This is a genomic window from Cohnella massiliensis (genome assembly GCF_900169535.1).
GTDB lineage: Bacteria > Bacillota > Bacilli > Paenibacillales > Paenibacillaceae > Cohnella > Cohnella algarum.
In genome coordinates this window covers 325,996-346,741 of sequence record NZ_LT821257.1, presented here as the reverse complement: position 1 = coordinate 346,741, position 20,746 = coordinate 325,996, and the positions used below count along the sequence as shown (strand labels likewise).

Genomic DNA, 20,746 nt, shown 5'->3' with positions numbered 1-20,746 from the left:
TTATGGGACAAATCAACTTGATCGACAAAGATTCTGACATTTCGAAGCGCACCAAGTACGGGTGGGATGTAGACATTAATGGTCGCCTGTATGACGTATATCGGATAGAAGGGTTCATTCATACGATCGGCGGTGAGTACGGAGAAAACAATCTCTGGGCATGCCCGCGAGGTGAAGAACCCACCTATGAGAACCTGATCGAATTCAGCGGATATAGCGTTCGGTGGGGCATCGAGGTCCAAGAGAATAATTACGTTAGGTCCAAATGGGACGAGGCTGAAGTTCGCAAATCTTGTAAATGCCTCATTACTCGTAATGGAAAACCGTTCTACGCTATTGCAGCGGGAAGTCTTGACTTCGCGCTGACAATGGCTCGGAGCACTCTTTATGAAATCCAAGAACACCCACTTAACTTCTTCGAACAAGATTTCGGGAAGTACATTACGGGACGAAAAATTTACTGGCGCGAGCAGCCGGCCATCATCAAGCGGTACAACATTGATTCTGACGGTGACTTCCGATTAATAATCGCTGCCGAAAGTCCGAATGGATTCAATCCGCCATGTTACTTGGACAAAGATGAAGAGATGGAAGACGAAGACCGCTATACGATTGTTGATGACGTGCTTTCGAAGTCAATCTATTGGTTCAGAGAATAGTAAGGAGTTGCCACCATGGAGCATAAAGTCGACCTGATAGCACTCCTCGCATACGTTGACCCGACCTATCTATCCTATCAGGAATGGGTGAATGTGGGTATGGCCCTCAAATATGAAGGCTACACGGCCAGCGACTGGGACGCGTGGAGCCGCCGAGATCCGGGTCGCTACCATCCGGGCGAATGTTTCCGGAAGTGGGATTCCTTTGAGGGCTCCGGCACGCCGGTCACCGGGGCCACGATCACGCAGCTGGCCAAAGACGCCGGCTGGACGCCGCGGGGCGGCCGCGATGAACGGGATCACCACGAACTCGGCTGGGACGACGAGATCGCCGGCGATTATGTCGTCGTTGACCGCAATTGGATCGAAGGCAAGGAGATCCACGAGCCAGCCGTCTGGAACCCAGTGCAGCAGTTGGCCACGTACCTCGAGACGCTGTTCGAGGCGGCCGAGAACGTCGGTTATGTCGTCGATTCGTGGCAAGACGAGGATGGGAAATACAAGCCGACGAAAGGCGCATGGGACCGGACAGCCGGCGAGCTGATTCAACGCCTGAACGAATGCAACGGCGACATTGGGGCGGTCCTGGGCGACTACAACCCGGAGGCGGGCGCCTGGATCCGCTTCAATCCGCTCGACGGCAAGGGCGTCAAGAACGAAAACGTGACCGAATTCCGTTATGCGCTCGTCGAGTCCGACACGATGGACATCGAGAAGCAGCACGCCATCATGCGGGAGCTGGAGCTGCCGATCGCCGTCCTTGTCTATAGCGGCGGGAAGAGTCTCCACGCCATCGTGCGTATCGAGGCGCCCAACTATGACGAATACCGCAAGCGTGTCGACTATCTGTACAACGTCTGTAACCGCAACGGGATCACCATTGACAAGCAGAACCGCAATCCATCGCGACTGTCGCGCATGCCTGGTGTCGTCCGGAACGGCAAGAAGCAGTTTATCGTCGACACGAACATCGGGAAAACGAGTTGGGCCGAGTGGTACGAATGGATCGAAGGCGTCAACGACGACCTGCCGGACCCGGAAAGCCTGACCGACACCTGGGACAACATGCCGGAGCTGGCGCCGCCGCTCATCGAGGGCGTGCTGCGGCAGGGTCATAAAATGCTCATGGCCGGGCCATCGAAGGCTGGCAAGTCGTTCGCGCTGATTGAGCTCTCCATCGCCATCGCAGAGGGCGTCAAATGGCTGGCGTGGCAATGCACCCAGGGCAAGGTCCTCTACGTCAATCTCGAGCTGGACCGGGCCAGCGCGCTGCATCGCTTCAAGGACGTATACCGGGCGCTTGGACTGCCGCCGCGGAACATCGCCAATATCGATATCTGGAACCTGCGCGGCAAGTCTGTCCCGATGGACAAGCTGGCGCCAAAGCTGATCCGGCGAGCGGCTAAGAAAAATTACATCGCGGTCATCATTGACCCAATCTACAAGGTGCTGACTGGAGACGAGAACAGCGCCGATCAGATGGCCCATTTTACGAACCAGTTCGACAAGATCGCGACCGAGCTGGGCGCCAGCGTCATCTACTGCCACCATCACTCCAAGGGCGCCCAGGGCGGCAAGAAGTCGATGGACCGGGCCAGCGGCAGCGGCGTCTTCGCCCGGGATCCGGACGCGCTGATTGACCTCGTCGAGCTCGAGGTGACAGAGGCGCTGCTCAAGCAGGAAGAAAACAAGGCGATTTGCGCCGTGTACAAGCGCTACTTCCAGCAGCACAACCCGCAATATTTGGAGCAATCGGTGTCGCAGGACGACGAGCTCAGCGCAAAGGCGATGGAGGAGCATGCCCGGCGGGCGATCTACAACACGGAGCAGGCGGCCGCCCAGGAGGAGATTCAGCGCGTCTTGGAGGCGGTGCGCAATCGTTCTGCATGGCGTGTAGAGGGCACACTGCGGGAGTATGCCAAATTCCGGCCGGTCAATATGTGGTTCGCCTATCCAGTCCACCGCGTGGACGACGTCGGCAGCCTGAAAGACATCGAGCCGGAGGGAGAGGCGCCGGCGTGGCGGAAGGCGGCGGGGAAGCGACGGGAGTCGGCGAAGAAGGAGCGGCAGAGCAAGGAAGCACAGTTCGAGGACGCCGTGAATAACTGCAATTTCGGCGAGCCTCCGACGGTGAAGGACATTGTCGAATGGTTTGGGAAGACGGGTAATGAGGTCTCCGATCGGACAGTGAGAGATTGGATCAAGAGATATGGTTACCGAATCGACAAGGAGAACGGCAATGTGATCGTCAAGGATGACGGTGACAATGAGTGATCGTTATTCCATAAATTACTACGGCGGCGATCATAAATTTATGGTTCTCGCCGAACGAACAAAATGCGGCGGCAATCATAAAAACAAGGTTCCCGCCGTGGTAGAAAATGGCTTACATTTGCGGCGGACACCATAAAACCATGGTCGCCGCCGCCGAAAAATGCGCCTTATATTTATATATTAATATATCGCGATATAACGCGCGCCCGTAGTAATTATGTTTATGACTATGTAAGTCTGTAAGACTGAGAGAAGGTTGCCGCCGCAGGAGAGCGGCAACCCCTTCTCAGCACAACAGTCTCCCGCGCGAGAAAGAGAGAGGAAGAAAAAAATGGCGAAGAAATACGATAACAAATATTGGGAAAATGAACCAGCCGAAACTATCAAGTTTGGAACGTACTTCATGCGATGCTTTGATAAGGCCGGAAAATTGCAATTCGGTGTGTGGTACAAGAGCAAGAACACGGGTAACGAAGTGTTTCAAGTCAAGTTCGTCCTCGATCGCAAGGAATTATTCAGCAGCGATGAAGCCCCCAGCTATCTCCGACAGTTGGTCTATGACTGGGAAGAGATGCTCGAAGGTGAACGCGATGACGACTGAATTCTTCATGCCCATGAAGCCGCCGACCGCGACGCATCAAGAAAAGCAGGTTTCATGCCAGAACGGCAAACCGATCTTCTACGAGCCCGACGACCTGAAGGCGGCCCGGGCGAAGCTGACAACTCACCTCGGGAAGCATGTGCCGGCGAAAAAATACACGGGAGCGCTGCGGGTGATCGTCAAATGGCTGTTCCCCATCCCGGAGGGTAGCAATCATTACGACGGCGAGTGGAAGACAACGAAGCCCGACACGCACAATCTGAACAAGCTGCCGTTCGATATCATGACCGATTTGGGATTCTGGAAGGATGACGCCATCGTCGCCAGCGAGATCATCGAGAAGTTCTGGGCCAAGCTGCCGGGCATCTACGTCAGGATCGAGGAGCTGTAGGCGATGGACTACAAGGCGTTCTTCACGGACGTAGTCGATTGGATCAGCCAGGCGAATCAGGCGGCTGCCCGGTATGGCATGGAGAATCTGGACTTCTGGAAGTGGGTCGCTGATTCATGCGGTACGATCTGCCTCAAGTACCAGGACAATCGGCTGGTGATTAAGCAAATGATCATGATGACCGAATGGCTGGAGGAAGTATACAACCAGAGGAGGAGTTCTCGTGGAAATTCGAATTGAAATTGCACATTCGGACGGGAAGGACCGTCTTCGGCTTTTTGACCCGACGGAGGATGTCCAGAAGTACACGGTCGCCGCATTTTTTGGCTATTGCCGGGAGATGAACGGGCCAGGACCGCTGCAGGCAGGACAGCGGATGGAGCCTGAACGTCCGGAATGGTACGAGACTGGAATCAAGTATAAGAACGGTGTTGCATATTACCGAACCCGATACTGGTGCCAGAATCCCGGGTGCAAGCATCAAGGCAACCAGTATATCAAGCTGACGGACACAACGACGGAGTGCCACGAGTGCGGAAATGTTCTACAGGTGCGGCCAGCCGCCGGTATTGTTGGTTCTGACGGGGTGCCGGAACAGGACCGGTTCGGCAATTTTTTCCGAGCGGACAAGCCTGCGGAAGACGGCGTATAACGTGCGAACATGCAAGGCTACAAGATCAATCAGCGAGGTGGACAACGATGAACGAACAGCAGGCGATTGATCGTTTGACCCAATATCGGCAAAAGCAGGCCCGTCTTCGGGTGCTGTCGAAATACAGCGTCGGCGCCGGCATTACCGTCAGCCGGCTTAATGAGGACGATCACCTGCAGGAGCTGCATCGGAAGCTGCGGCGCTTGCCAAGCTATCTGTACCTGTCGAGCCGCGAGCAGCGGTTGGAGACGACGGCACACGCATATCTGACCAAGTACCCGGCGGGGACCCGGGCGCAGCTGGCGGCCGTGCCGAACCGTGGAGCCGATCCGGATGACGACGAGGAGCTGCGGCAGATCCGTGATGCGATCCGTAAGGTGATCGCGGCTCGCGGCTGGGATTTGCGGGATGATATCGACGATGTGCTTGAACGGGTGGCCGAGTTTCAGGACCTCAAGTCGGAAATCGCGCACATAGATTCTGTTTTAGAAGCCCTCGAAGCATACAAGCCGGAGTACGCTACCCTTTTGCGGTCAGTCTATGTTGACGGTAAGAGTGCCGGTGAACTCCGGAACGAAATGAATGTCTCCGTCCGCACATTTTGGAGGCGGATGAGCGAGGCCGAAAGGGAGTATAAACTACTGGCACGATGATGGCACAAAGTTGGCACGGACGAGTGCTTTTCAGCCGTGTCAACCCATGCTAAAATGGTACTGTGCCAAAGTGTAGAGGTCGCCAATGCGGGCGGCCTCTTTGTATTTTGGCTGTCATGCGAGGAGGTGGCGCCAGTAACCCACAGATCGCTGATTATTGGCCGTCATCCTGTACGCCGCGGGGTGGCGGCTATCTTTTATCGAAAAAGTGCAAAGGAAATGATCGAATTCGCGGGGTAAATACCGTGAACCAGTGTAAATGAGTGCAAAGGAGAAAGGGGATATGGCGATTGAAAAGCAAATCCGGTTAACAAGACATGCCTTCGATCGGTATTGCCAAAGAGTGGCACCGATCGGCTGGCAGGAGCTTGAGCGCTTGGTGAGCGCCGGGATCGGAGAGCGGCAGCCGAAAGATGGTTACCTCCAAACCGGTCTGACATGGTGGAGGGCCGAGGAGACCGAGACCGAGATCATCCTGCACACCTGCTACGGCGATACGCATATCGACATACCAGCGGCCACCAAGTGGGCCAAGCGATTTCGGGACCGGATCGCTTTAGGTGCGGACTATGCCGGTAAAGCCTAAGCGGCCTTGCAGCAAGCCGGGGTGCCGGAATTTGACGGAGGGCCGCTATTGTGAAGACCATGCGCATTTAGCCGAAATGTCCCGCAAGGAGAGACACAAACGATACGACGAGCAGCAAAGGGACAAGAAGGCGGCGGCATTTTATCGATCAGTCGAATGGGAACGAGCGAGAGAACAGGCGTTAATCCGGGATCACGGATTATGCCAAGATTGTCTGCTTGATCAGCGGATCACGCCGGCCGTTCCTGTGGATCACATCATCCCTATACGGATCCGCTGGGATTTGCGGCTGACATTGAGCAATCTTCGATCATTGTGCAACTGGCACCATGCGATCAAAACGGCGGCGGACAAACGGAAATACGGAGGGTGTTATGCATTGAAGCCAACACATATTAACCCGCAACGCAAAGGTGATAGCGAATGAGTCAATTCATTCATGACATGATTCATATGACCGAAGGCGAGAAGCTGGTTCATTATTGGCCGTTATGGCTGACGGTGTGGCTCGTCGTCATTGGGGCTTCATATATCCGCCACAAACGAGGGCGGTAGGTAGTCTCCCACGACCCCGGGGGGAGGGTCAAAATTTTTAAATCGACTCTTTGAAGACCGCGCCCCCACCTTCACACAAGATTTTTTCCCAAAATGGAGGTTTTTTGGATGGTCACCATCCAACAAAATTTTTACGAAATGAGGTGAAGCGCATGGCGGGCAGACCATCCAAGCCGGTCCAACTGCTCAAACTGGAAGGGAAGAGCCACCGGACCAAGAAAGAACTAAAGCGCCGGGAAGAGGCGGAAAAATCTCTATACACGGGAACAACTTTTAAGGAGGCTCCCGCCGTGAAGGCGGACCCGATTGCGCATCGAGAATTTTTGCGGCTCAAAAAATTGTACAAGTCGATCCAGTACATCGACGGGTTGGACGAGCAGATCATCAACCGGTACTGCATGCTGATGAGTCAGGAACAAGCGCTCGCGAAGATGATGGAGCGGATGCGCCAGGATATCGAAGAGGTTGAGGAAGTGGAGGACCGGATCCGCATTTACGAGTCGATTGCCGGTGTAACGGATAAGACCATGAAGACGCGGGAAATGCTCCTCAAAATCGAGGACCGTCTGTTCCTGAATCCGACGGGTCGTATTAAATCCATACCGAAGCAACCGGACGAGGAGCCGAAGAAATCGGCAATGGCCCAATTCATGACCCGGCGAGCGGGTGGCGGCCATGCCACATGATAAGCAAAGAGCTCTCGAACCTATCGAATTTATGGGCATGCTCCACGGGGTTGATGATTTTTACGGGCAGCCGTTAACGCTGCTCGACTGGCAGCACAGTTTACTTTGGGACGTTTACGGCACCGTCAACGATCAAGGGTATCGGCAGTACAGATACGCTTACTTGGAGATGCCGAAAAAGAACGGAAAGACGACCATGATCGCCGGGCTTTCCTTGTACCATCTCACCTGCGATCCGCCAGGCGGACAAATATATTGCTGTGCCGCTGACCGTGAGCAGGCCGGGTTAGTTTATCGCGCGGCCGTCGGGATGATCGAGCAGGAGCCGGAGCTTGAAGGTATCCTCAAGGTGACCGAAAGCAAGAAGGAAATCAAGAATCTGCTCACCGGAACAACGCTCAAAGTGCTCTCGGCCGAAGCGTACACCAAACACGGCATCAACCCGACAGTCGTCATCTTTGACGAGCTGCATGCGCAGCCGACCCGGGATCTGTGGGACGTTATGACATTCGGTGCCGGAGCCGCCCGTAAGGAGCCGCTTTGGTGGGTCATTACGACGGCCGGAGATGACCCGGACAGGCACTCGATCGGCTTCGAGGTGCATGATAGAGCGCGAAAAATCCTATCGGGAGAATTGGTTGACCCGACATGGTACGTTCGCATTTACGGTATACCGGATGATTACGGCATGGACCCGGACAAGCCCGAAGAAGATATATACGACGAGGAGCTTTGGTATCGCGTCAATCCAAGCTTGGGGCACACGATTAGCATTGAGTCCGTCCGGCAGGAGGCTGTAGCCGCTCGCAATAGTGCGGCGTCCGAAAAACTATTCCGCTGGCTCCGACTCAATCAGTGGATCAGCCTCAAAACGGTAGGCTGGCAGCCGCTCAGCCTTTGGGATAAGACAAACGGCAAGTGGGGGCTATCCGAGTTGGTCGGCAAGCGGTGTTATGTTGGACTGGACTTGTCAAGCACGACAGATATTACAGCGGCATGCTACCTGTTCCCGCCGCAAGATGACTTGTCGGACTGGCGGGTCATTTTTGATGCCTGGATACCTGAAGATAACATGCGGGAGAGAGTCCGAAAGGACAAAGTGCCGTATGACCGGTACGTTGATCAAAAGTTTTTGCTGACCACACCGGGCGACGTCGTGGATTACGACTTTGTCGAGGCGAGGTTACTGTCAATGTCCAAACAGTACGAAGTCCACACCGTCGGCACGGACCCGTGGAATAGCCGGATGCTGTCGCAGCGCTTAATGCGCGGTGGGATGGATGTGGTGGAGATCGCCCAGGACATGAAAAACATGAGCCCGGCCATGAAGCTCGTCGAGCAACTGCTTAAACGAGGACTCATGACGCATGAGACTAACCCCTTGGCGCGGTGGTGCTGGGGTAATATCGCCATTGCTGTTGATGGTAATGAGAACATCAAGCCGATGAAAAACAAGTCCAAAGAGCGAATCGACCTGATCGTTGCAATGATCAACGCGATGGCGACGGCCATGCTGTTCGAAGAAATTAATTTGGACGTATCCGAATTCGCGGACGAAGCATTCCTAGATAAACTTTGGGGGTAGATCATGAAAAATATCTTTTACGTTCTTCGCGATTATGCGGAGGACATCTTAATTGGTGCCGGGCTTCTTATTATCAACATTGCTACCTTTCGGCTCCATGAAATCGCGGGACTTTTCGGGTTGGGGGTGACGCTATTGCTAGTCGGTTTTGCGACAGCCCGAAACCCTCCGAAAAAGGAGTGATGATCATAGATGTTCTTCCGGAGAGCTGTTAATACTGCGGAACATGAAAAACGAGAGACGCTAGAACTGAATGTCGATGATCGGCGCCTGCTGGAAGTGCTCGGAATTGATCTGGACACCATAAACGTCAAGGGAAAAAACGCCCTCAAGGTCGATACGGTGTATGCCTGTATTCGGATTCTGTCGGAGTCCGTTGCCAAACTTCCGATCAAGGTTTATCAGGAGGACGAGAACGGTGTTCAGCGTGCGACACAGCACCCAGTCTACCAGTTGCTCAAGTTGCGGCCGAACCCGTACATGAGCGCCTACGATTTCTGGAAGTGCATTGAGGCGCAGAATGATCTTTATGGGAATGCATACGCATCAATCGAATTTGATCGTCGTGGGCGGATCGTGGGGCTATGGCCTATGGATTCGTCACGGGTTAAGATCGTGGTTGACAATGACACAGCGGCCAGCGGCGTCATTACTAGCCGTTCCAGTTTGGCTTATCAGGTCAATCTCGGGTACGAGCAAAGGAAACTCATGCCGCATGAAATTCTTCACTTCAAAGGGGGCGTGACCCTCGACGGGATTGTTGGTCTATCTCCGCTTGATTGCCTTAGGTCAACCCTTGAAAACGGTGCGTCGGCGAATCAGTTCGTTAATAAGTTCTTCAAACAGGGATTGCAGGCGCGCGGTATCGTGCAATATGTAGGAGATTTGGACGAGAAGGCAAAGGAGAACTTCCGTAGAAAATTCGAGTCTATGGCGAGCGGTCTTAACAATGCTCATCGGATCGCGTTATTGCCGATCGGTTATCAATACCAACAAATTGCGCTCAATCTAGCGGATGCTCAGTTTTTGGAGAATAGCCAATTGACCATCCGGCAGATTGCAGCTGGCTATGGCGTTAAGATGCACCAGCTTAACGACTTGAGCCGGGCAACGCACACCAACGTAACGGAGACTCAACGTGAATTCTACACGGACACTTTGCAGCCGAAGCTAACCGGGTATGAGCAGGAACTGACTTGGAAACTGTTTTTGGACAACGAAATCGAAGCAGGGGTGTTTGTTCGCTTCAACGTCGACGCTATTCTGCGGGCAGACCTAAAAACTCGGTATGAAGCGTACCGCATCGGTGTTCAAGGGGGATTCCTGACGCCGAACGAGCCCCGAGCGCTCGAGAATCTCCCGCCGATGGAGGGAGGCGACCAACTGCTCGTAAACGGAAGTTACGTCCCTATTACACAAGCCGGCGCTGCATACGCCGGGAGAGGGGGTGAAGGAGCTGGAAACGAAGAAACCGACGAAGGAGATCCGGGCGCTGCCGGTGACGTTTGAGGTCCGGGAAAATGAAAGCGAAGACGGGAAGCGAACCATTACCGGGGCCATCAAATACAACACTGAAAGCGCGGAAATGCGCGACTATTGGGGCGACGTTTTCGTGGAAACCATCGACAAGGAAGCTTTTAAGGACAGCCTCGCGGCGCGTAACGTTGTTGGGTTGTGGAGCCATGATGCCGCACAGGTACTTGGAAACACGAAATCCGGAACGTTGCGTTTAACCAATATGGAGAACGAACTTCGGTTTGAACTCGATATCCCGAACACTACCGTCGGCAACGACGCCTGGGAGCTGATACAGCGCGGCGATGTGGATGGAGTAAGCTTTGGGATGAAGGTCACAAAGGACAAATGGTCCAGTGAAAAGCGCGACAACGGGCGGATTTATCGGCGAAATATCTTGAACGCTGAACTTTACGAAATCAGCCCGGTTGCCTTCCCGGCATACCCGGCAAACGAAGTGGCGGCGAGATCCCTCGAAGAATTCAAAGCCGAGGAACAACGTGCCGCCGATCGTTTTGAAAAAGAAAAGCTTTTACTCGAACTCGACCTTTACGGTTGAGTTTTTTGTTTTCCAAATATCCCATGAGGTGATGAAATGACCAAGGAACTGCGTGCGCTGCTCCATAAGTTGGAGAAAGCAAAGGAGGAAGTCCGGGGCTTTTTGGCCGAGGACAAGACGACTGAAGCAAAAGAAAAAATGGACGAAGTTCGCACCCTGCAAACCAAGGTTGATCTGCAGCGCGAATTGGAAGAAAACGAAGTTCGCTCGCTCGGCGGTCGCGAATTGAATGACGATGGCAAAGTAGAAGAACGCGACATGCAGGAACTCGAAAAAGAGTATACCGGCATCGTTCTTCGAGCACTCCGCCGTCGGCCTATCAGCGAAGAAATGCGTTCGGTTATCCGCGAATACGAAAAGCGCGCCGTCATGAACGAGGGTGAAACCAATCCGGCCATCCCGGATGGGGATGTCGGCATCGTTGTGCCGCAAGACATCCAAACGCGGATCAACACGCTCATGCGTGACTGGAACGATCTGTCGCAGTACGTAACGGTTGAAAATGTCACAGCATTGTCTGGAAGCCGCGTGCTTGAAACGGATGCCGATATGACACCGTTCGCGGACGTGGACGAATATGGCGTAATCCAAGCTACCGACAACCCGAAATTCACGCCGATCTCGTACAAGGTCAAAAAGCGTGCCGGTTATCTGCCGCTGACCAACGAACTGCTGGCCGATAACGACGCAAACCTGATCGGGTACGTCACCAACTGGATCGCCCGTAAGGCCGCGCATACGCGGAACACGCATATCCTGGCGCTGCTGAATACGCTGACGCCGAAGGCGCTGGCTGATCTTAAAGCAATCAATACGGTCCTCAACGTAGACCTTGACCCGGCAATCAGCCGTTCGGCGATCCTGCTGACCAACCAAGACGGATTCAACTGGCTGGACAACCAAGTCGACGGCAACGGCCGACCGATTCTGATGGATGACTTTACACAACCGGGCCGTAAATTGTTCAAGGGTCGTCCGATCGCTGTCGTCAGCAATCGCAACCTGCCGTCGAGCGGTACGAATGCACCACTCTTTATCGGCAACCTGAAACAGTTCATGGTGCTGTTCAACCGTCGGTTCTTTGAACTCGCATCTACTCGGGAGGGCGGCGACGCATGGCGTCGTGATACGACGGAGTTGCGGACCATTATGCGCGACGATTACGTGCAATGGGATGGCGCTTCTACCGTATACGGCCAACTGGACATTACGCCGACGCCGTAATAATCACAAATTGAGGGGCCGGGGAACCGGCCTCTTTCCATTGGGGGTGAGATTGTGGCGAAAGTCATTCAAGCGTTCCGCGAACGATACCACAACTTTAAGCTGTATAACATCGGAGACGATTACCCGGAAGACGACGAAAAGCGCGTGCAGTATTTGGCGGAACAAGGTTTTTTGTCGGTGGAGCTGGAATCAAAGGAGTCTCCGGAGCGGCCGGAGGAATCGGGGTCGGAGACTGAACCGGAGGAAAAGCCGAAACGCCGCAAAAAGGGCGTGAGCGACGATGGCGATTCTGACGCTTGACGAAACGAAAACTTGGCTACGCGTGGACGGATCGGACGAAGACGCAGCGATTGAAATGCTGATCGGCGCTGCAGAAACATACCTACTCAACGCAGTCGAAGTTGAATTTGACAGCACCAATCAACTTGCGAAACTGTTTTGCCTCGTCTTGGTCGCCGACTGGTACGAAAATCGCGAACTGATCGGCTCTCAACCGTCCGAAAAGGTGCGGTTTACAATCCAATCCATGCTTGCACAACTGCAGCATGCCTACTCGCCGCCGGAAGAAGGGGTTTCGCCATGACCGCCCTTGTAAACCGGTTGGATAAGCGAATTTCCATCCTTCGCCCGCCCGGGCCTGATGAAACGGATGAATACGGCCAGCCGCTGGACAATCCCGTTGAAGTTTGCACGGTTTGGGCTGCCATTGAGCCCCTGCGTGGCCGGGAATACACCGCCGCAATGGCCGAACACGCCGAAGTGACGACGCGCATCCGTATTCGGTACAGGGTGGATATCGACCGCACTATGATCGTCCGGTACAAAGACCCGGGAGATCCTGAATTCCGCGAATTTGAAATTTTGCACATCATTCACCCGGAGTTCAGAAGAAAGGAACTCCAATTGATGTGTAAGGAGCGACAGTGAGATGCGAGTTATTATCAAACGGGAAGTAATTGAGCTTTCACCCGTCGACGGTTGGAGACGATTTGCTCCAGGGAGACTCATTATTCAATTGGAGCGGCAATGATGGCGCGGAAATCGGAAATCGTCGGCATGAAGGAACTCGAACGCGCGTTACGAGAACTCGGCAAAGTCCCGCAAACGGCGGCAACACAGTCGGCGCGGGCGGGCGGCAGGATCGCTCTCAAAACGGCAAAAGCCTTGGCGCCGGTTGATACCGGAGAACTCCGGGAAGGTATCATCATGAAACGCGAGCGGTCCCGTGTCAAGGGTAAGGCCGTGTATGACGTGATGATGGACCCGGGCATGAATGACGTGTTTGTGAAAATCTCGAAAGACGGCAAGCGGTACTATTACCCGGCGTCGCAGGAGTACGGATTTCTCACGGTCGATGGCGGGTATGTTCCGGGCTATCGCTTTTTGCGCCGAGCAATCGACGAGAATGCGGAACAGATAGAAAGGCGTGTTCTTGAAGTCGCCGAAAAAGAAGTGGACAAGGCTTTGCGGAAAGGACGGTGAGTGAGGTGGCGGGATTGGAAGTCACTGTTAAGTTAGCGGATACGGAAGTGTTTCAAAACATGCTCAATCTGTTCCAAGAAATCGCCAACGATGAAAGTATTCCGGAAGAGAAGCGGAAATGCATTGTTGACCGGTTGTTGGAAATCGGGGCGATCAAAGAATGAGCTTCGAACCGGCACTTGTGCAGGAATTGAAAACCATCACGGCTCTTGAGAACCGGATTTACCCGCTCACCGCGCCGGAGGCGACGGCTTCAAGCGGCGTTCCATACCTGATTTACGCCAGCAGCGAGGGTTTGCGCGATAAGACGCTTGGCGGGCATCTGGAATCCAAGGAAGTCCGCGCAGAGCTCAACATCATAGCCAAAAAGTACAGCGACATGAAGGCGATCACCAAACAGGCGGTCGCCTTACTTGTTGGGTTTGAAGGTCGTGCGATCGGCACGGACGGACCGTTTATCCAGGAGATTATTTACCAATCACCTGTTGAAATATACGAGAACCAACCGGATCTATATCGGTGCGTTGTCGAATTTAGCGCATTTATTGGGGAGGATGATGACCAGTGACCAAAAGAGCAACAAGGTCCATCGGCACAAAGATTTTGATTGGCCTTAACGCCATCGGTGATCTTTCGTCCATTGGATCGCCGTCGATCACGCAGGAAGAAATCGACGTGACGACGCTGGACAGCGAGGGCGGTTACCGCGAATTTATCGCGGGCTTTAAAGACCCGGGAGAAGTCGCCATTTCCGGCTTTTTCGTGCCCGGGGACGCTGGGCAAGCGGCCTTTTACGACGCCCTAGAAACCGGCGAAGTCCAGCAGTTTGAAATTATCTATCCGGCGTCTCTCGGGGCATCGTGGAGCTTCCCGGGCATCGTGACGGCGTATAGCGTCACCTCCGAAACGGAGGAGGCGATCGGCTTCGAGGGCACGATCCGGGTCAGCGGCAAACCGAGCATGAATATCGGAGCCAGCGGCGGCCTTACGGCGCTCGCCTTGGCCGGCACAGGCGGCGCATTGGCGCCGGCTTTTGCTACCGGCACGAATTATTACACCTTCGACGGCGTGACCGCGGCGAGCTTCACCATTACGGCGACGGCCGCGAGTCATACGCTCAAGCTTTACATCGACGGCACCTATTCGCAGGATTTGACGAGCGGACAAGCTTCCGCGGCAATCCCGATGTCGGTCGGCAGCAAAAAACTAACGATCGTCGCGAGTGAGGCCGGCAAAGCGCCGGTGACTTACGAGGTCGTTGTCGTCAAAGTATCCTAATCATTCGGGCCCGGATCTCCGGGCCTTTTACTTTACCTAAAAAGGAGCAATCAAAATGAATAACGATGTCGTCTATATCCAACTCGACCGTAAGCGCGAATTGCGCTTCGGCCATAAAGCGTTGAAGCAGTTGGTCGCCCTGACCGGGAAATCGCTCGAAGAAATCGAGAGTTCCGGCTTCGACGACTTGGATTACGTTGAAAAATTCGTTTATTGTGGGCTGCTCAAAGATGCCCGCGACAATAACGAAACGCTCAAATTGGAGCAAATGGAGGACCTGCTCGACCAGGCTCCGACATACGTCCATATCGTTAAGCAAATTCAAGCAGCATTTGCCGCGGCATTCGGATCACGACCGGAGGGAAACCAAACGCCGGGGGAGCCGGAGAGCGAACCCCATACGACTGGGACGAAAGCCTCCGAGTAGCCATGCGCGTCGGGGTCTCTGTGTCGGAATACAACGAGCTAACCCCGCGAGAATTGATCATGCTCGTCGATGAGTACAATCATCGGCAACAGGCGGCAAAAGAAGAATCGTTGACCTATGCCTATTATACGGCGGCGTGGCAGCGGTCGAAGAAAATGCCGCCGCTTAAAAAGGTCCTGGAAAATTCCCGGCCGAAAGAGTCGCAGATGCCTCAGACACCCGAGCAAATGCTTGCGGTCGTCAAGCGCATGCACCAAGCCATTACGAGAGGGGAGGGGTAGACATTGGCTGTCGTTCGCAACCTAATGATCCGCATTGGCGCCGATTACTCGGCCGCGAAAAAAGGCATGGACGGCGCGACGAGGGAACTGTCGCGTTTTCGAAAGGATACCGAACGATCCACGGACGCCATAAGCGGCAAAAAGGGACTCGGCGGGCTTCGGGATAGCCTCAGGGATGCAGGGGCGTCGGTTACCGCCTCCCTCTCGGAAATTCGGGGGGCAAAAGGGCTCGGGGGCGTTGTCTCCGGGCTCGCTGCCCTTCGGCCGGCTGCCGGGATTGCTTCCAGCAGCCTGAAAGGGTTTGGGACGGCCGCAAGCGGTGCGGCGGGCATGGTTGGCGGCCTTGGTATCGGATTGGGTGTGCTTACTGCAGCGCTCGGCGTTGCGACGTATGGCATCTATTCCGCATCGCAGGAGGCCGTCAGATTCGAGGCCAATCTCGGGCGCCTGAACATGCAACTCAAAGGCAGCAGCCGGGAGTTTATGACCTGGGCCCGCGGGATGGGCCTAGCTAAATCAACGGCCGCCGACATGGGGGCGACATACAGCACGCTCCTCTCGTCCTTTATAAGCAATAACGACGAATTGACCAAACAAACAAAAGAAATCGTGCAAGCAACAAGGGTAGTCGCATCGGCAACCGGCCGCACGATCGAGGACACAACCGAGCGTATCCGGTCCGGTTTGCTGGGCAACACCGAGGCCATTGAGGACCTCGGCGTTTTTGTTAATATCTCGATGATCGAGAGCACGAACGCTTTTAAAAAGTTCGCGAACGGCAAGCATTGGGATCAGCTCGATTTCCGGGTGCAGCAGCAAATCCGGCTCGCCGCGATCCTCGAACAGTCCTATGCGAGGTACGGGAATCAACTGCAAAATAACGTCATGACCAAACAGACGCTTTTGGTGGAGCAACTTAAAGATATTAAGTTGAATCTATCTCAAGCGTTTTTGCCTATATGGGAAGCTGTTTTACCTGCATTAACAGCGTTGGCTGAAAATATTGCCTACGTTACCGAGCAGTTCGCGCGATTTACGTATTGGGTATTTCGCAAAGATTACGATGAATTGACTCAAGGGATGGCCAAAGGCGTTAACGAACAAACCCAAGCGGTGCAGGAGCAAAGCAAAGCCTATGATGGGCTTGCGGGTTCAGCGAAAAAAGCACGCGGCGAACTTGCATCCTTTGACCAATTCAATCTATTGGGTGATTCCAGCGGAGGGGGAGATAGCGGAAATTCCGGTTCGGGCGGAGGGATGCCAGGCCCCGATAATCCTCCCCCTCCTGGTGGGGACGGTGGGTGGGAGTGGGGCGGAATCCAGCCCTTCCCTCCGTTCTTAAATAAGAAATGGCGCATTGAATTCGACCCGCCGAATCCACCAGACGCCGGCATGGGCGCCGTGGCGACGGCGGTAGTTAATACGATAAATGGCCTCATAAAAGAGGTCAAAACGAGATTTTCCCAAATGTGGCAAGAGCTTAACGGTATGACGAGGACCGGACTGGCCGGTGATCTTGCGTCGTGGGGTAGTTTTGCCGGTAACCTTTCCGGCGTAGTGCTTCCCGGACTCACAGGATCGCTTGCGTCCCAATGGTCCAGCATGTGGGCAAACCTGCAGGCGCAGACTCAGGCGGGATATGCAGGGCAAACGACCGCTTTCAATGGGATGACGGCCGGCATCCGATCGGGGCTTGCAACTTCGGCAGCCGGGAACGCTCAAGAATGGTCGAAGATGTGGCAAAGTCTGAACGCTCAAACTCAAGCCGGCTACACCACTCAAGCGGCAACGTGGTCGCAATTGTGGCAGAACATTCGGACGCAAAACACAGCGGGGCAGACGGCGACCGTTACAGGGTGGAAGGCAATGCTTGCCTCCATGTTGGCCGATATGCTTGCGTTTAGGACGTCCAATGCTTCCGCGTGGTCATCTGTCGTCACGTCCGTCAGAAGCCCGTTAACGCCTCTTGCAGAGCTTAAATCCGCATGGTCATCCACGATGGCGGATATGCGAACAACATTTTCCACCAGCCAATCGGTTTTTGTTGCAGGATTTGCGTCTATTGCGCTTGCAATACGGTCATTGAAAAGCCCGCTCGCCGAGGTCAAAGCGGATTGGAATAGCGGATTGTCGAGCATGTATGCGACAGCAAGTGCGACGATGACCGGGATTATCACGCTCATAAACAACGTATCGACGGCGTGGAACAATCTGAAAACGACGATATCCGGAGTTGCGGCCAGCACCGCAAAGACGCTCGGAGAAGCCGGGTCTACTTTCGCCGAGAACGTCAAAGGAGTCTTTAGCAAAGAAACCTTCGACGGCGTCATCGACACCATCAGGGGAGAGGCAAACAAGACGCAAAACCAAGTCGCGCTCGATATCATGGGCCTGCTGGCTGGCGGCGGCGTGGTTGCCGGAGCAGGTAAAGCCGCGGCATCAAGTGGATGGATGCAAAAACTCCTTCAAAGTCTCAAAGGGGCAGGAATTTCCGTCCCGGCATTTGCGACCGGGGCCATCGTATACGGTCCGACGCTGGCGATGGTTGGCGACAATAAGGGCGCGGCCACGAACCCGGAAATCATCGCACCTCTGTCCGATCTCGAGAACATCATGAGCGGGGCTGATAACCCCGAAACGCTGGCGGTGCTCCGGCAGATTTACCAGGTCTTGAGCAGCGGCCGGAACGTGAATGTCATCATCACAGAAGACCAGGTCGGACGAGCGGCGACGAATTACATCAATAACGAATATCGTCGCGGGAACGATCCGCTGCCGTCGCTATAAGGAGGGATAGACGGTGTACTTTGCAATCAACGGGATAGAGTTGCAAGTTTATCCCTCTGAGTTTTCGGCAAAAATCTTGGACCTTGACGATGCTGAAACAACAACACGGACGGCTGATGGGACGGCTTCCCGGGATCGGATAGCTGTAAAAAGACAATTGGAAATCAGGTGGCCGGCGATGTCATGGGATAACTTATCGACTATTCTCCAATCGATTCGCGACGAATTTTTCGAATTCACATACCCGGACCCAATGACCGGGCAAGTGGAGACGCGGACGATGTACGTCGGCGACCGTACGGCCCCCGTCCTCATGAAACGAAACGGACTGCCACTATGGAGCGGCCTATCTTTTACGTTGACGGAGATGTGATGCTATGTTTCCAATTTCTCAACCATTTGCAGATGCTCTAAAAAAGCGGGCGAGGACGTGGCTGCTCCGGGCCGACATCGACGGCATCACATACGGCAAAGACAAAATCGTCAGTCTGGACATCGAAAATAATCTGGCGCCAGCTGATGATTTTACAATTGGGGCAGCAAGCATCTCCAAAATGATTATCAAGATTCGGGCGCCAGATCCGATCGCCGTTAACGCTAAGATCATCCCATATCTGTCCATGTCGCTCGCTGGATTGAAATGGGATGAAGCCACTTATCCGTGGGAAGACGCGGATTTTAGCTGGGACGGAACGAAGGACGAATGGCTGCCGCTCGGAGAGTTTTACATCGACAAACGCGAGCGAATAAACAACGTTTGGACCTATATCTGTTACGACAAGTTGACGTTTGCCAATGCGCCGTATATATCGTCGCTGTCTTACCCGGCGACGCTACAAGCAGTTTGGGACGAGATATGCACGCGGCTCGGCTACACCTACGACAGCACCGTGCAAATCAATCCGTCCTATACGGTCCCTGTGGCCCCAACAGGCTACAGCTACCGGGAGGTTATGGGATACATTGCCGGGGCCAACTCGGCGAGTGTTTTTGTCGGCAAAGACGGCACGATCAAGTTTCGGCGGTATGCGGCCGCGGAGACGCCCGTCTTTAACATGGGCTTGTCCGATTATATTCGGCTCAAGCAGACCAACCCGCAGCGGTCAATTAGCCGGATCGTCGTCACCTACAACAAAGAGGACGATTTAAAGGTCGAGGCCGGGACGGGGGATGAGAGCAAAACACTCGCGATGGAAAATCCGTTTGTAACGCAGGCGATCGTCAATGACTTGCTTGCCAATCTTAACGGGTTTTCGTACATTCCGGTTGAGATGGATGCGCGGGGATATCCGCAGGTCGACGTCGGGGACCGTATCGAGTACGGCCAACAAGAGGGTTACCGCTGGATCGATGCGACGATGGCGTGGCAAGATGCGGACTTTCCGTGGGATGGCATAACGTATCATCAGACCATCGCCTTGCGCTTGACGTTCCGTTTCAAAGGCGGCTTGGGCATGGGCATCTCGGCGCCGTCGCAATCGTTTCAGCAATCAGAATTCCCGGTGCAAGGTAAATTGTCCGGACAAATTAATCAGCTTAACCAAACGGCGGTCAAGCAAGGTAGAAACTACTACGGCGTCACGATCACAAGGGATCAGGGCCTAATTGTTGAGAGGGACGACCACGCAAGCCGTGTCGTGCTTAACAGCGATGAATTCCGGTTTACGGCCGACGGCGAAGACGCCCTGTGGTTCGATGTGCCGAACCGGAAATGGAAGTTCTCCGGGACACTGATAGCGGTTGACGGTGTTTTCTCTGGCGATCTTGAGGCCGCAGGCGGGACGTTTACCGGTGCGCTCCAAGCGGCGTCCGGCACGTTCACAGGCGACCTTGTGGCGGCTGGCGGCACATTCTCCGGCGCCTTACAAGCTGCAACCGGGTCCTTCACGGGAACCGTTCAAGGCGGTCGTTTTGTAGGCGGAGAGATTGTTATAGGTAGTGGCAATAATGTTTTTATGGCCAACGATTCCGGGATATGGCTTGGACATACCGATTTTTCATCTGCTCCGTTTAGGGTAGATATGTCGGGCCATATGGTAGCGACGGATGGTCAGTTCAGTGGTACGATCACGACATCCTCTATTGTCGGCGGCACGATTGATGGCTCGGTAATAACCGGTGCACTCATCAGAACAAAGGATTCTGGTACAAGGATCGAGCTTAGTGCAACAGGCAATTTGCTTACAGCATACTTTAATGACAGCAACTACAATGTAATCAACCCTGCATATGGGGGAGGCCCGTCATATTTGTTTTATAGGGGCGGCGGGTTAATCGGTAGTATAACCGCTGATGGTTTTGGATTGACAATAACATCTCAAAATCAATTGGGACTATCTGCTTCCGGAGGGATTTATATATGGGGTGGATGGAGTAATTTGTTTGAACAAGGTGGACAATCACTGCAAACTCATCTTAATGCCAAAGCTAATGCATCGACGGCGATTGTTAATGCGGCATTTGATACTCCAACCCGCAACCTAAAGTTTTACAATGTATTTGGTGCGCAAGTGGCATCGGTAAATATACCATGATAAAATTGAGATAT

At 54.1% G+C, this 20,746-nt stretch carries 29 protein-coding genes; all 29 read left to right on the top strand.

Features of this window, described 5'->3' with window-relative positions; all coding sequences use genetic code 11:
• Positions 1 to 2: 2 nt before the first annotated feature.
• On the top strand, positions 3 to 659 hold the full coding sequence (locus B7E11_RS08285) for a hypothetical protein (protein ID WP_080833241.1): 657 nt from the start codon (positions 3 to 5) through the stop codon (positions 657 to 659).
• A 15-nt stretch (positions 660 to 674) separates the two neighbouring features.
• On the top strand, positions 675 to 2,933 hold the full coding sequence (locus B7E11_RS08280) for an AAA family ATPase (RefSeq protein ID WP_080833238.1): 2,259 nt from the start codon (positions 675 to 677) through the stop codon (positions 2,931 to 2,933).
• On the top strand, positions 2,926 to 3,069 hold the full coding sequence (locus tag B7E11_RS29455) for a hypothetical protein (protein WP_176220649.1): 144 nt from the start codon (positions 2,926 to 2,928) through the stop codon (positions 3,067 to 3,069). The genes B7E11_RS08280 and B7E11_RS29455 overlap by 8 nt, the downstream gene beginning before the upstream one ends.
• A gap of 195 nt (positions 3,070 to 3,264) precedes the next feature.
• On the top strand, positions 3,265 to 3,534 hold the full coding sequence (locus B7E11_RS08275) for a hypothetical protein (protein WP_080833236.1): 270 nt from the start codon (positions 3,265 to 3,267) through the stop codon (positions 3,532 to 3,534).
• Positions 3,524 to 3,925, top strand: coding sequence for a RusA family crossover junction endodeoxyribonuclease (locus B7E11_RS08270; RefSeq protein WP_080833234.1), 402 nt, complete (start codon positions 3,524 to 3,526; stop codon positions 3,923 to 3,925). Before B7E11_RS08275 ends, B7E11_RS08270 begins: the two co-directional genes overlap by 11 nt.
• A gap of 3 nt (positions 3,926 to 3,928) precedes the next feature.
• Entirely contained in the window at positions 3,929 to 4,165 is a 237-nt protein-coding gene (locus tag B7E11_RS08265) for a hypothetical protein (protein ID WP_080833232.1), read from the top strand.
• Positions 4,149 to 4,577: a hypothetical protein gene (locus tag B7E11_RS08260; protein ID WP_080833231.1), complete on the top strand. Its 429-nt coding sequence runs from the start codon at positions 4,149 to 4,151 to the stop codon at positions 4,575 to 4,577. Before B7E11_RS08265 ends, B7E11_RS08260 begins: the two co-directional genes overlap by 17 nt.
• Positions 4,578 to 4,624: 47 nt before the next feature.
• The gene (locus B7E11_RS08255; RefSeq protein WP_080833229.1) at positions 4,625 to 5,230 is read left to right on the top strand and encodes an ECF-type sigma factor; all 606 of its coding nucleotides are present in this window, start codon (positions 4,625 to 4,627) and stop codon (positions 5,228 to 5,230) included.
• A 283-nt stretch (positions 5,231 to 5,513) separates the two neighbouring features.
• A complete protein-coding gene (locus B7E11_RS08250) occupies positions 5,514 to 5,816 on the top strand; it encodes a hypothetical protein (protein WP_080833226.1) in 303 nt (100 codons plus the stop codon).
• The gene (locus B7E11_RS08245; RefSeq protein ID WP_080833224.1) at positions 5,800 to 6,243 is read left to right on the top strand and encodes an HNH endonuclease; all 444 of its coding nucleotides are present in this window, start codon (positions 5,800 to 5,802) and stop codon (positions 6,241 to 6,243) included. Before B7E11_RS08250 ends, B7E11_RS08245 begins: the two co-directional genes overlap by 17 nt.
• Complete coding sequence (locus B7E11_RS30605) at positions 6,240 to 6,371, top strand: hypothetical protein (RefSeq protein WP_281256482.1); 132 nt, start codon at positions 6,240 to 6,242, stop codon at positions 6,369 to 6,371. The genes B7E11_RS08245 and B7E11_RS30605 overlap by 4 nt, the downstream gene beginning before the upstream one ends.
• Positions 6,372 to 6,475: 104 nt before the next feature.
• A complete protein-coding gene (locus B7E11_RS08240; protein WP_139787116.1) occupies positions 6,476 to 7,057 on the top strand; it encodes a hypothetical protein in 582 nt (193 codons plus the stop codon).
• A complete protein-coding gene (locus B7E11_RS08235) occupies positions 7,047 to 8,642 on the top strand; it encodes a terminase large subunit (protein WP_080833222.1) in 1,596 nt (531 codons plus the stop codon). The genes B7E11_RS08240 and B7E11_RS08235 overlap by 11 nt, the downstream gene beginning before the upstream one ends.
• A 3-nt stretch (positions 8,643 to 8,645) precedes the next feature.
• Positions 8,646 to 8,825 (top strand): hypothetical protein, encoded by a 180-nt coding sequence (locus B7E11_RS08230; protein WP_080833220.1) that lies wholly within the window; start codon positions 8,646 to 8,648, stop codon positions 8,823 to 8,825.
• 9 nt (positions 8,826 to 8,834) lie between these two features.
• Entirely contained in the window at positions 8,835 to 10,151 is a 1,317-nt protein-coding gene (locus B7E11_RS08225) for a phage portal protein (RefSeq protein WP_080833219.1), read from the top strand.
• Positions 10,090 to 10,716: an HK97 family phage prohead protease gene (locus B7E11_RS08220; RefSeq protein ID WP_245809656.1), complete on the top strand. Its 627-nt coding sequence runs from the start codon at positions 10,090 to 10,092 to the stop codon at positions 10,714 to 10,716. Before B7E11_RS08225 ends, B7E11_RS08220 begins: the two co-directional genes overlap by 62 nt.
• Positions 10,717 to 10,752: 36 nt before the next feature.
• Positions 10,753 to 11,940: a phage major capsid protein gene (locus B7E11_RS08215; protein ID WP_080833217.1), complete on the top strand. Its 1,188-nt coding sequence runs from the start codon at positions 10,753 to 10,755 to the stop codon at positions 11,938 to 11,940.
• Positions 11,941 to 11,994: 54 nt separating this feature from the next.
• The gene (locus tag B7E11_RS08210) at positions 11,995 to 12,243 is read left to right on the top strand and encodes a hypothetical protein (protein ID WP_080833215.1); all 249 of its coding nucleotides are present in this window, start codon (positions 11,995 to 11,997) and stop codon (positions 12,241 to 12,243) included.
• Positions 12,224 to 12,526, top strand: a complete 303-nt coding sequence (locus tag B7E11_RS08205) for a head-tail connector protein (RefSeq protein WP_080833214.1) — start codon at positions 12,224 to 12,226, stop codon at positions 12,524 to 12,526. Before B7E11_RS08210 ends, B7E11_RS08205 begins: the two co-directional genes overlap by 20 nt.
• A complete protein-coding gene (locus B7E11_RS08200; protein ID WP_080833212.1) occupies positions 12,523 to 12,870 on the top strand; it encodes a phage head closure protein in 348 nt (115 codons plus the stop codon). Before B7E11_RS08205 ends, B7E11_RS08200 begins: the two co-directional genes overlap by 4 nt.
• A 102-nt stretch (positions 12,871 to 12,972) precedes the next feature.
• Complete coding sequence (locus B7E11_RS08195) at positions 12,973 to 13,425, top strand: HK97 gp10 family phage protein (RefSeq protein WP_080833210.1); 453 nt, start codon at positions 12,973 to 12,975, stop codon at positions 13,423 to 13,425.
• A gap of 5 nt (positions 13,426 to 13,430) precedes the next feature.
• A complete protein-coding gene (locus B7E11_RS29450) occupies positions 13,431 to 13,589 on the top strand; it encodes a hypothetical protein (RefSeq protein WP_176220648.1) in 159 nt (52 codons plus the stop codon).
• Positions 13,586 to 13,993, top strand: a complete 408-nt coding sequence (gp17, locus tag B7E11_RS08190; protein WP_080833208.1) for a tail completion protein gp17 — start codon at positions 13,586 to 13,588, stop codon at positions 13,991 to 13,993. The genes B7E11_RS29450 and gp17 overlap by 4 nt, the downstream gene beginning before the upstream one ends.
• Positions 13,990 to 14,703, top strand: a complete 714-nt coding sequence (locus tag B7E11_RS08185; protein WP_080833206.1) for a phage tail tube protein — start codon at positions 13,990 to 13,992, stop codon at positions 14,701 to 14,703. Before gp17 ends, B7E11_RS08185 begins: the two co-directional genes overlap by 4 nt.
• Positions 14,704 to 14,758: 55 nt before the next feature.
• Complete coding sequence (locus B7E11_RS08180; RefSeq protein ID WP_080833204.1) at positions 14,759 to 15,130, top strand: hypothetical protein; 372 nt, start codon at positions 14,759 to 14,761, stop codon at positions 15,128 to 15,130.
• Between the two features lie 59 nt (positions 15,131 to 15,189).
• Positions 15,190 to 15,411: a hypothetical protein gene (locus B7E11_RS08175; RefSeq protein WP_139787115.1), complete on the top strand. Its 222-nt coding sequence runs from the start codon at positions 15,190 to 15,192 to the stop codon at positions 15,409 to 15,411.
• A 3-nt stretch (positions 15,412 to 15,414) separates the two neighbouring features.
• The gene (locus tag B7E11_RS08170) at positions 15,415 to 18,198 is read left to right on the top strand and encodes a hypothetical protein (RefSeq protein WP_080833201.1); all 2,784 of its coding nucleotides are present in this window, start codon (positions 15,415 to 15,417) and stop codon (positions 18,196 to 18,198) included.
• Positions 18,199 to 18,211: 13 nt separating this feature from the next.
• Entirely contained in the window at positions 18,212 to 18,571 is a 360-nt protein-coding gene (locus B7E11_RS30760; protein ID WP_080833199.1) for a DUF6711 family protein, read from the top strand.
• Positions 18,572 to 18,575: 4 nt separating this feature from the next.
• Positions 18,576 to 20,732, top strand: a complete 2,157-nt coding sequence (locus B7E11_RS08160) for a translocation/assembly module TamB domain-containing protein (protein ID WP_080833198.1) — start codon at positions 18,576 to 18,578, stop codon at positions 20,730 to 20,732.
• The last annotated feature ends 14 nt before the right edge of the window (positions 20,733 to 20,746 follow it).

Bases quoted from the DNA above. Each gene is read 5' to 3' on its own strand.
- B7E11_RS08285 (WP_080833241.1), top strand. From the start codon at position 3: ATGGGACAAATCAACTTGATCGACAAAGATTCTGACATTTCGAAGCGC.
- B7E11_RS08280 (WP_080833238.1), top strand. From the start codon at position 675: ATGGAGCATAAAGTCGACCTGATAGCACTCCTCGCATACGTTGACCCG.
- B7E11_RS29455 (WP_176220649.1), top strand. From the start codon at position 2,926: ATGAGTGATCGTTATTCCATAAATTACTACGGCGGCGATCATAAATTT.
- B7E11_RS08275 (WP_080833236.1), top strand. From the start codon at position 3,265: ATGGCGAAGAAATACGATAACAAATATTGGGAAAATGAACCAGCCGAA.
- B7E11_RS08270 (WP_080833234.1), top strand. From the start codon at position 3,524: ATGACGACTGAATTCTTCATGCCCATGAAGCCGCCGACCGCGACGCAT.
- B7E11_RS08265 (WP_080833232.1), top strand. From the start codon at position 3,929: ATGGACTACAAGGCGTTCTTCACGGACGTAGTCGATTGGATCAGCCAG.
- B7E11_RS08255 (WP_080833229.1), top strand. From the start codon at position 4,625: ATGAACGAACAGCAGGCGATTGATCGTTTGACCCAATATCGGCAAAAG.
- B7E11_RS08250 (WP_080833226.1), top strand. From the start codon at position 5,514: ATGGCGATTGAAAAGCAAATCCGGTTAACAAGACATGCCTTCGATCGG.
- B7E11_RS08245 (WP_080833224.1), top strand. From the start codon at position 5,800: ATGCCGGTAAAGCCTAAGCGGCCTTGCAGCAAGCCGGGGTGCCGGAAT.
- B7E11_RS30605 (WP_281256482.1), top strand. From the start codon at position 6,240: ATGAGTCAATTCATTCATGACATGATTCATATGACCGAAGGCGAGAAG.
- B7E11_RS08235 (WP_080833222.1), top strand. From the start codon at position 7,047: ATGCCACATGATAAGCAAAGAGCTCTCGAACCTATCGAATTTATGGGC.
- B7E11_RS08230 (WP_080833220.1), top strand. From the start codon at position 8,646: ATGAAAAATATCTTTTACGTTCTTCGCGATTATGCGGAGGACATCTTA.
- B7E11_RS08225 (WP_080833219.1), top strand. From the start codon at position 8,835: ATGTTCTTCCGGAGAGCTGTTAATACTGCGGAACATGAAAAACGAGAG.
- B7E11_RS08215 (WP_080833217.1), top strand. From the start codon at position 10,753: ATGACCAAGGAACTGCGTGCGCTGCTCCATAAGTTGGAGAAAGCAAAG.
- B7E11_RS08205 (WP_080833214.1), top strand. From the start codon at position 12,224: ATGGCGATTCTGACGCTTGACGAAACGAAAACTTGGCTACGCGTGGAC.
- B7E11_RS08200 (WP_080833212.1), top strand. From the start codon at position 12,523: ATGACCGCCCTTGTAAACCGGTTGGATAAGCGAATTTCCATCCTTCGC.
- B7E11_RS08195 (WP_080833210.1), top strand. From the start codon at position 12,973: ATGGCGCGGAAATCGGAAATCGTCGGCATGAAGGAACTCGAACGCGCG.
- gp17 (WP_080833208.1), top strand. From the start codon at position 13,586: ATGAGCTTCGAACCGGCACTTGTGCAGGAATTGAAAACCATCACGGCT.
- B7E11_RS08180 (WP_080833204.1), top strand. From the start codon at position 14,759: ATGAATAACGATGTCGTCTATATCCAACTCGACCGTAAGCGCGAATTG.
- B7E11_RS08175 (WP_139787115.1), top strand. From the start codon at position 15,190: ATGCTCGTCGATGAGTACAATCATCGGCAACAGGCGGCAAAAGAAGAA.
- B7E11_RS08160 (WP_080833198.1), top strand. From the start codon at position 18,576: ATGTTTCCAATTTCTCAACCATTTGCAGATGCTCTAAAAAAGCGGGCG.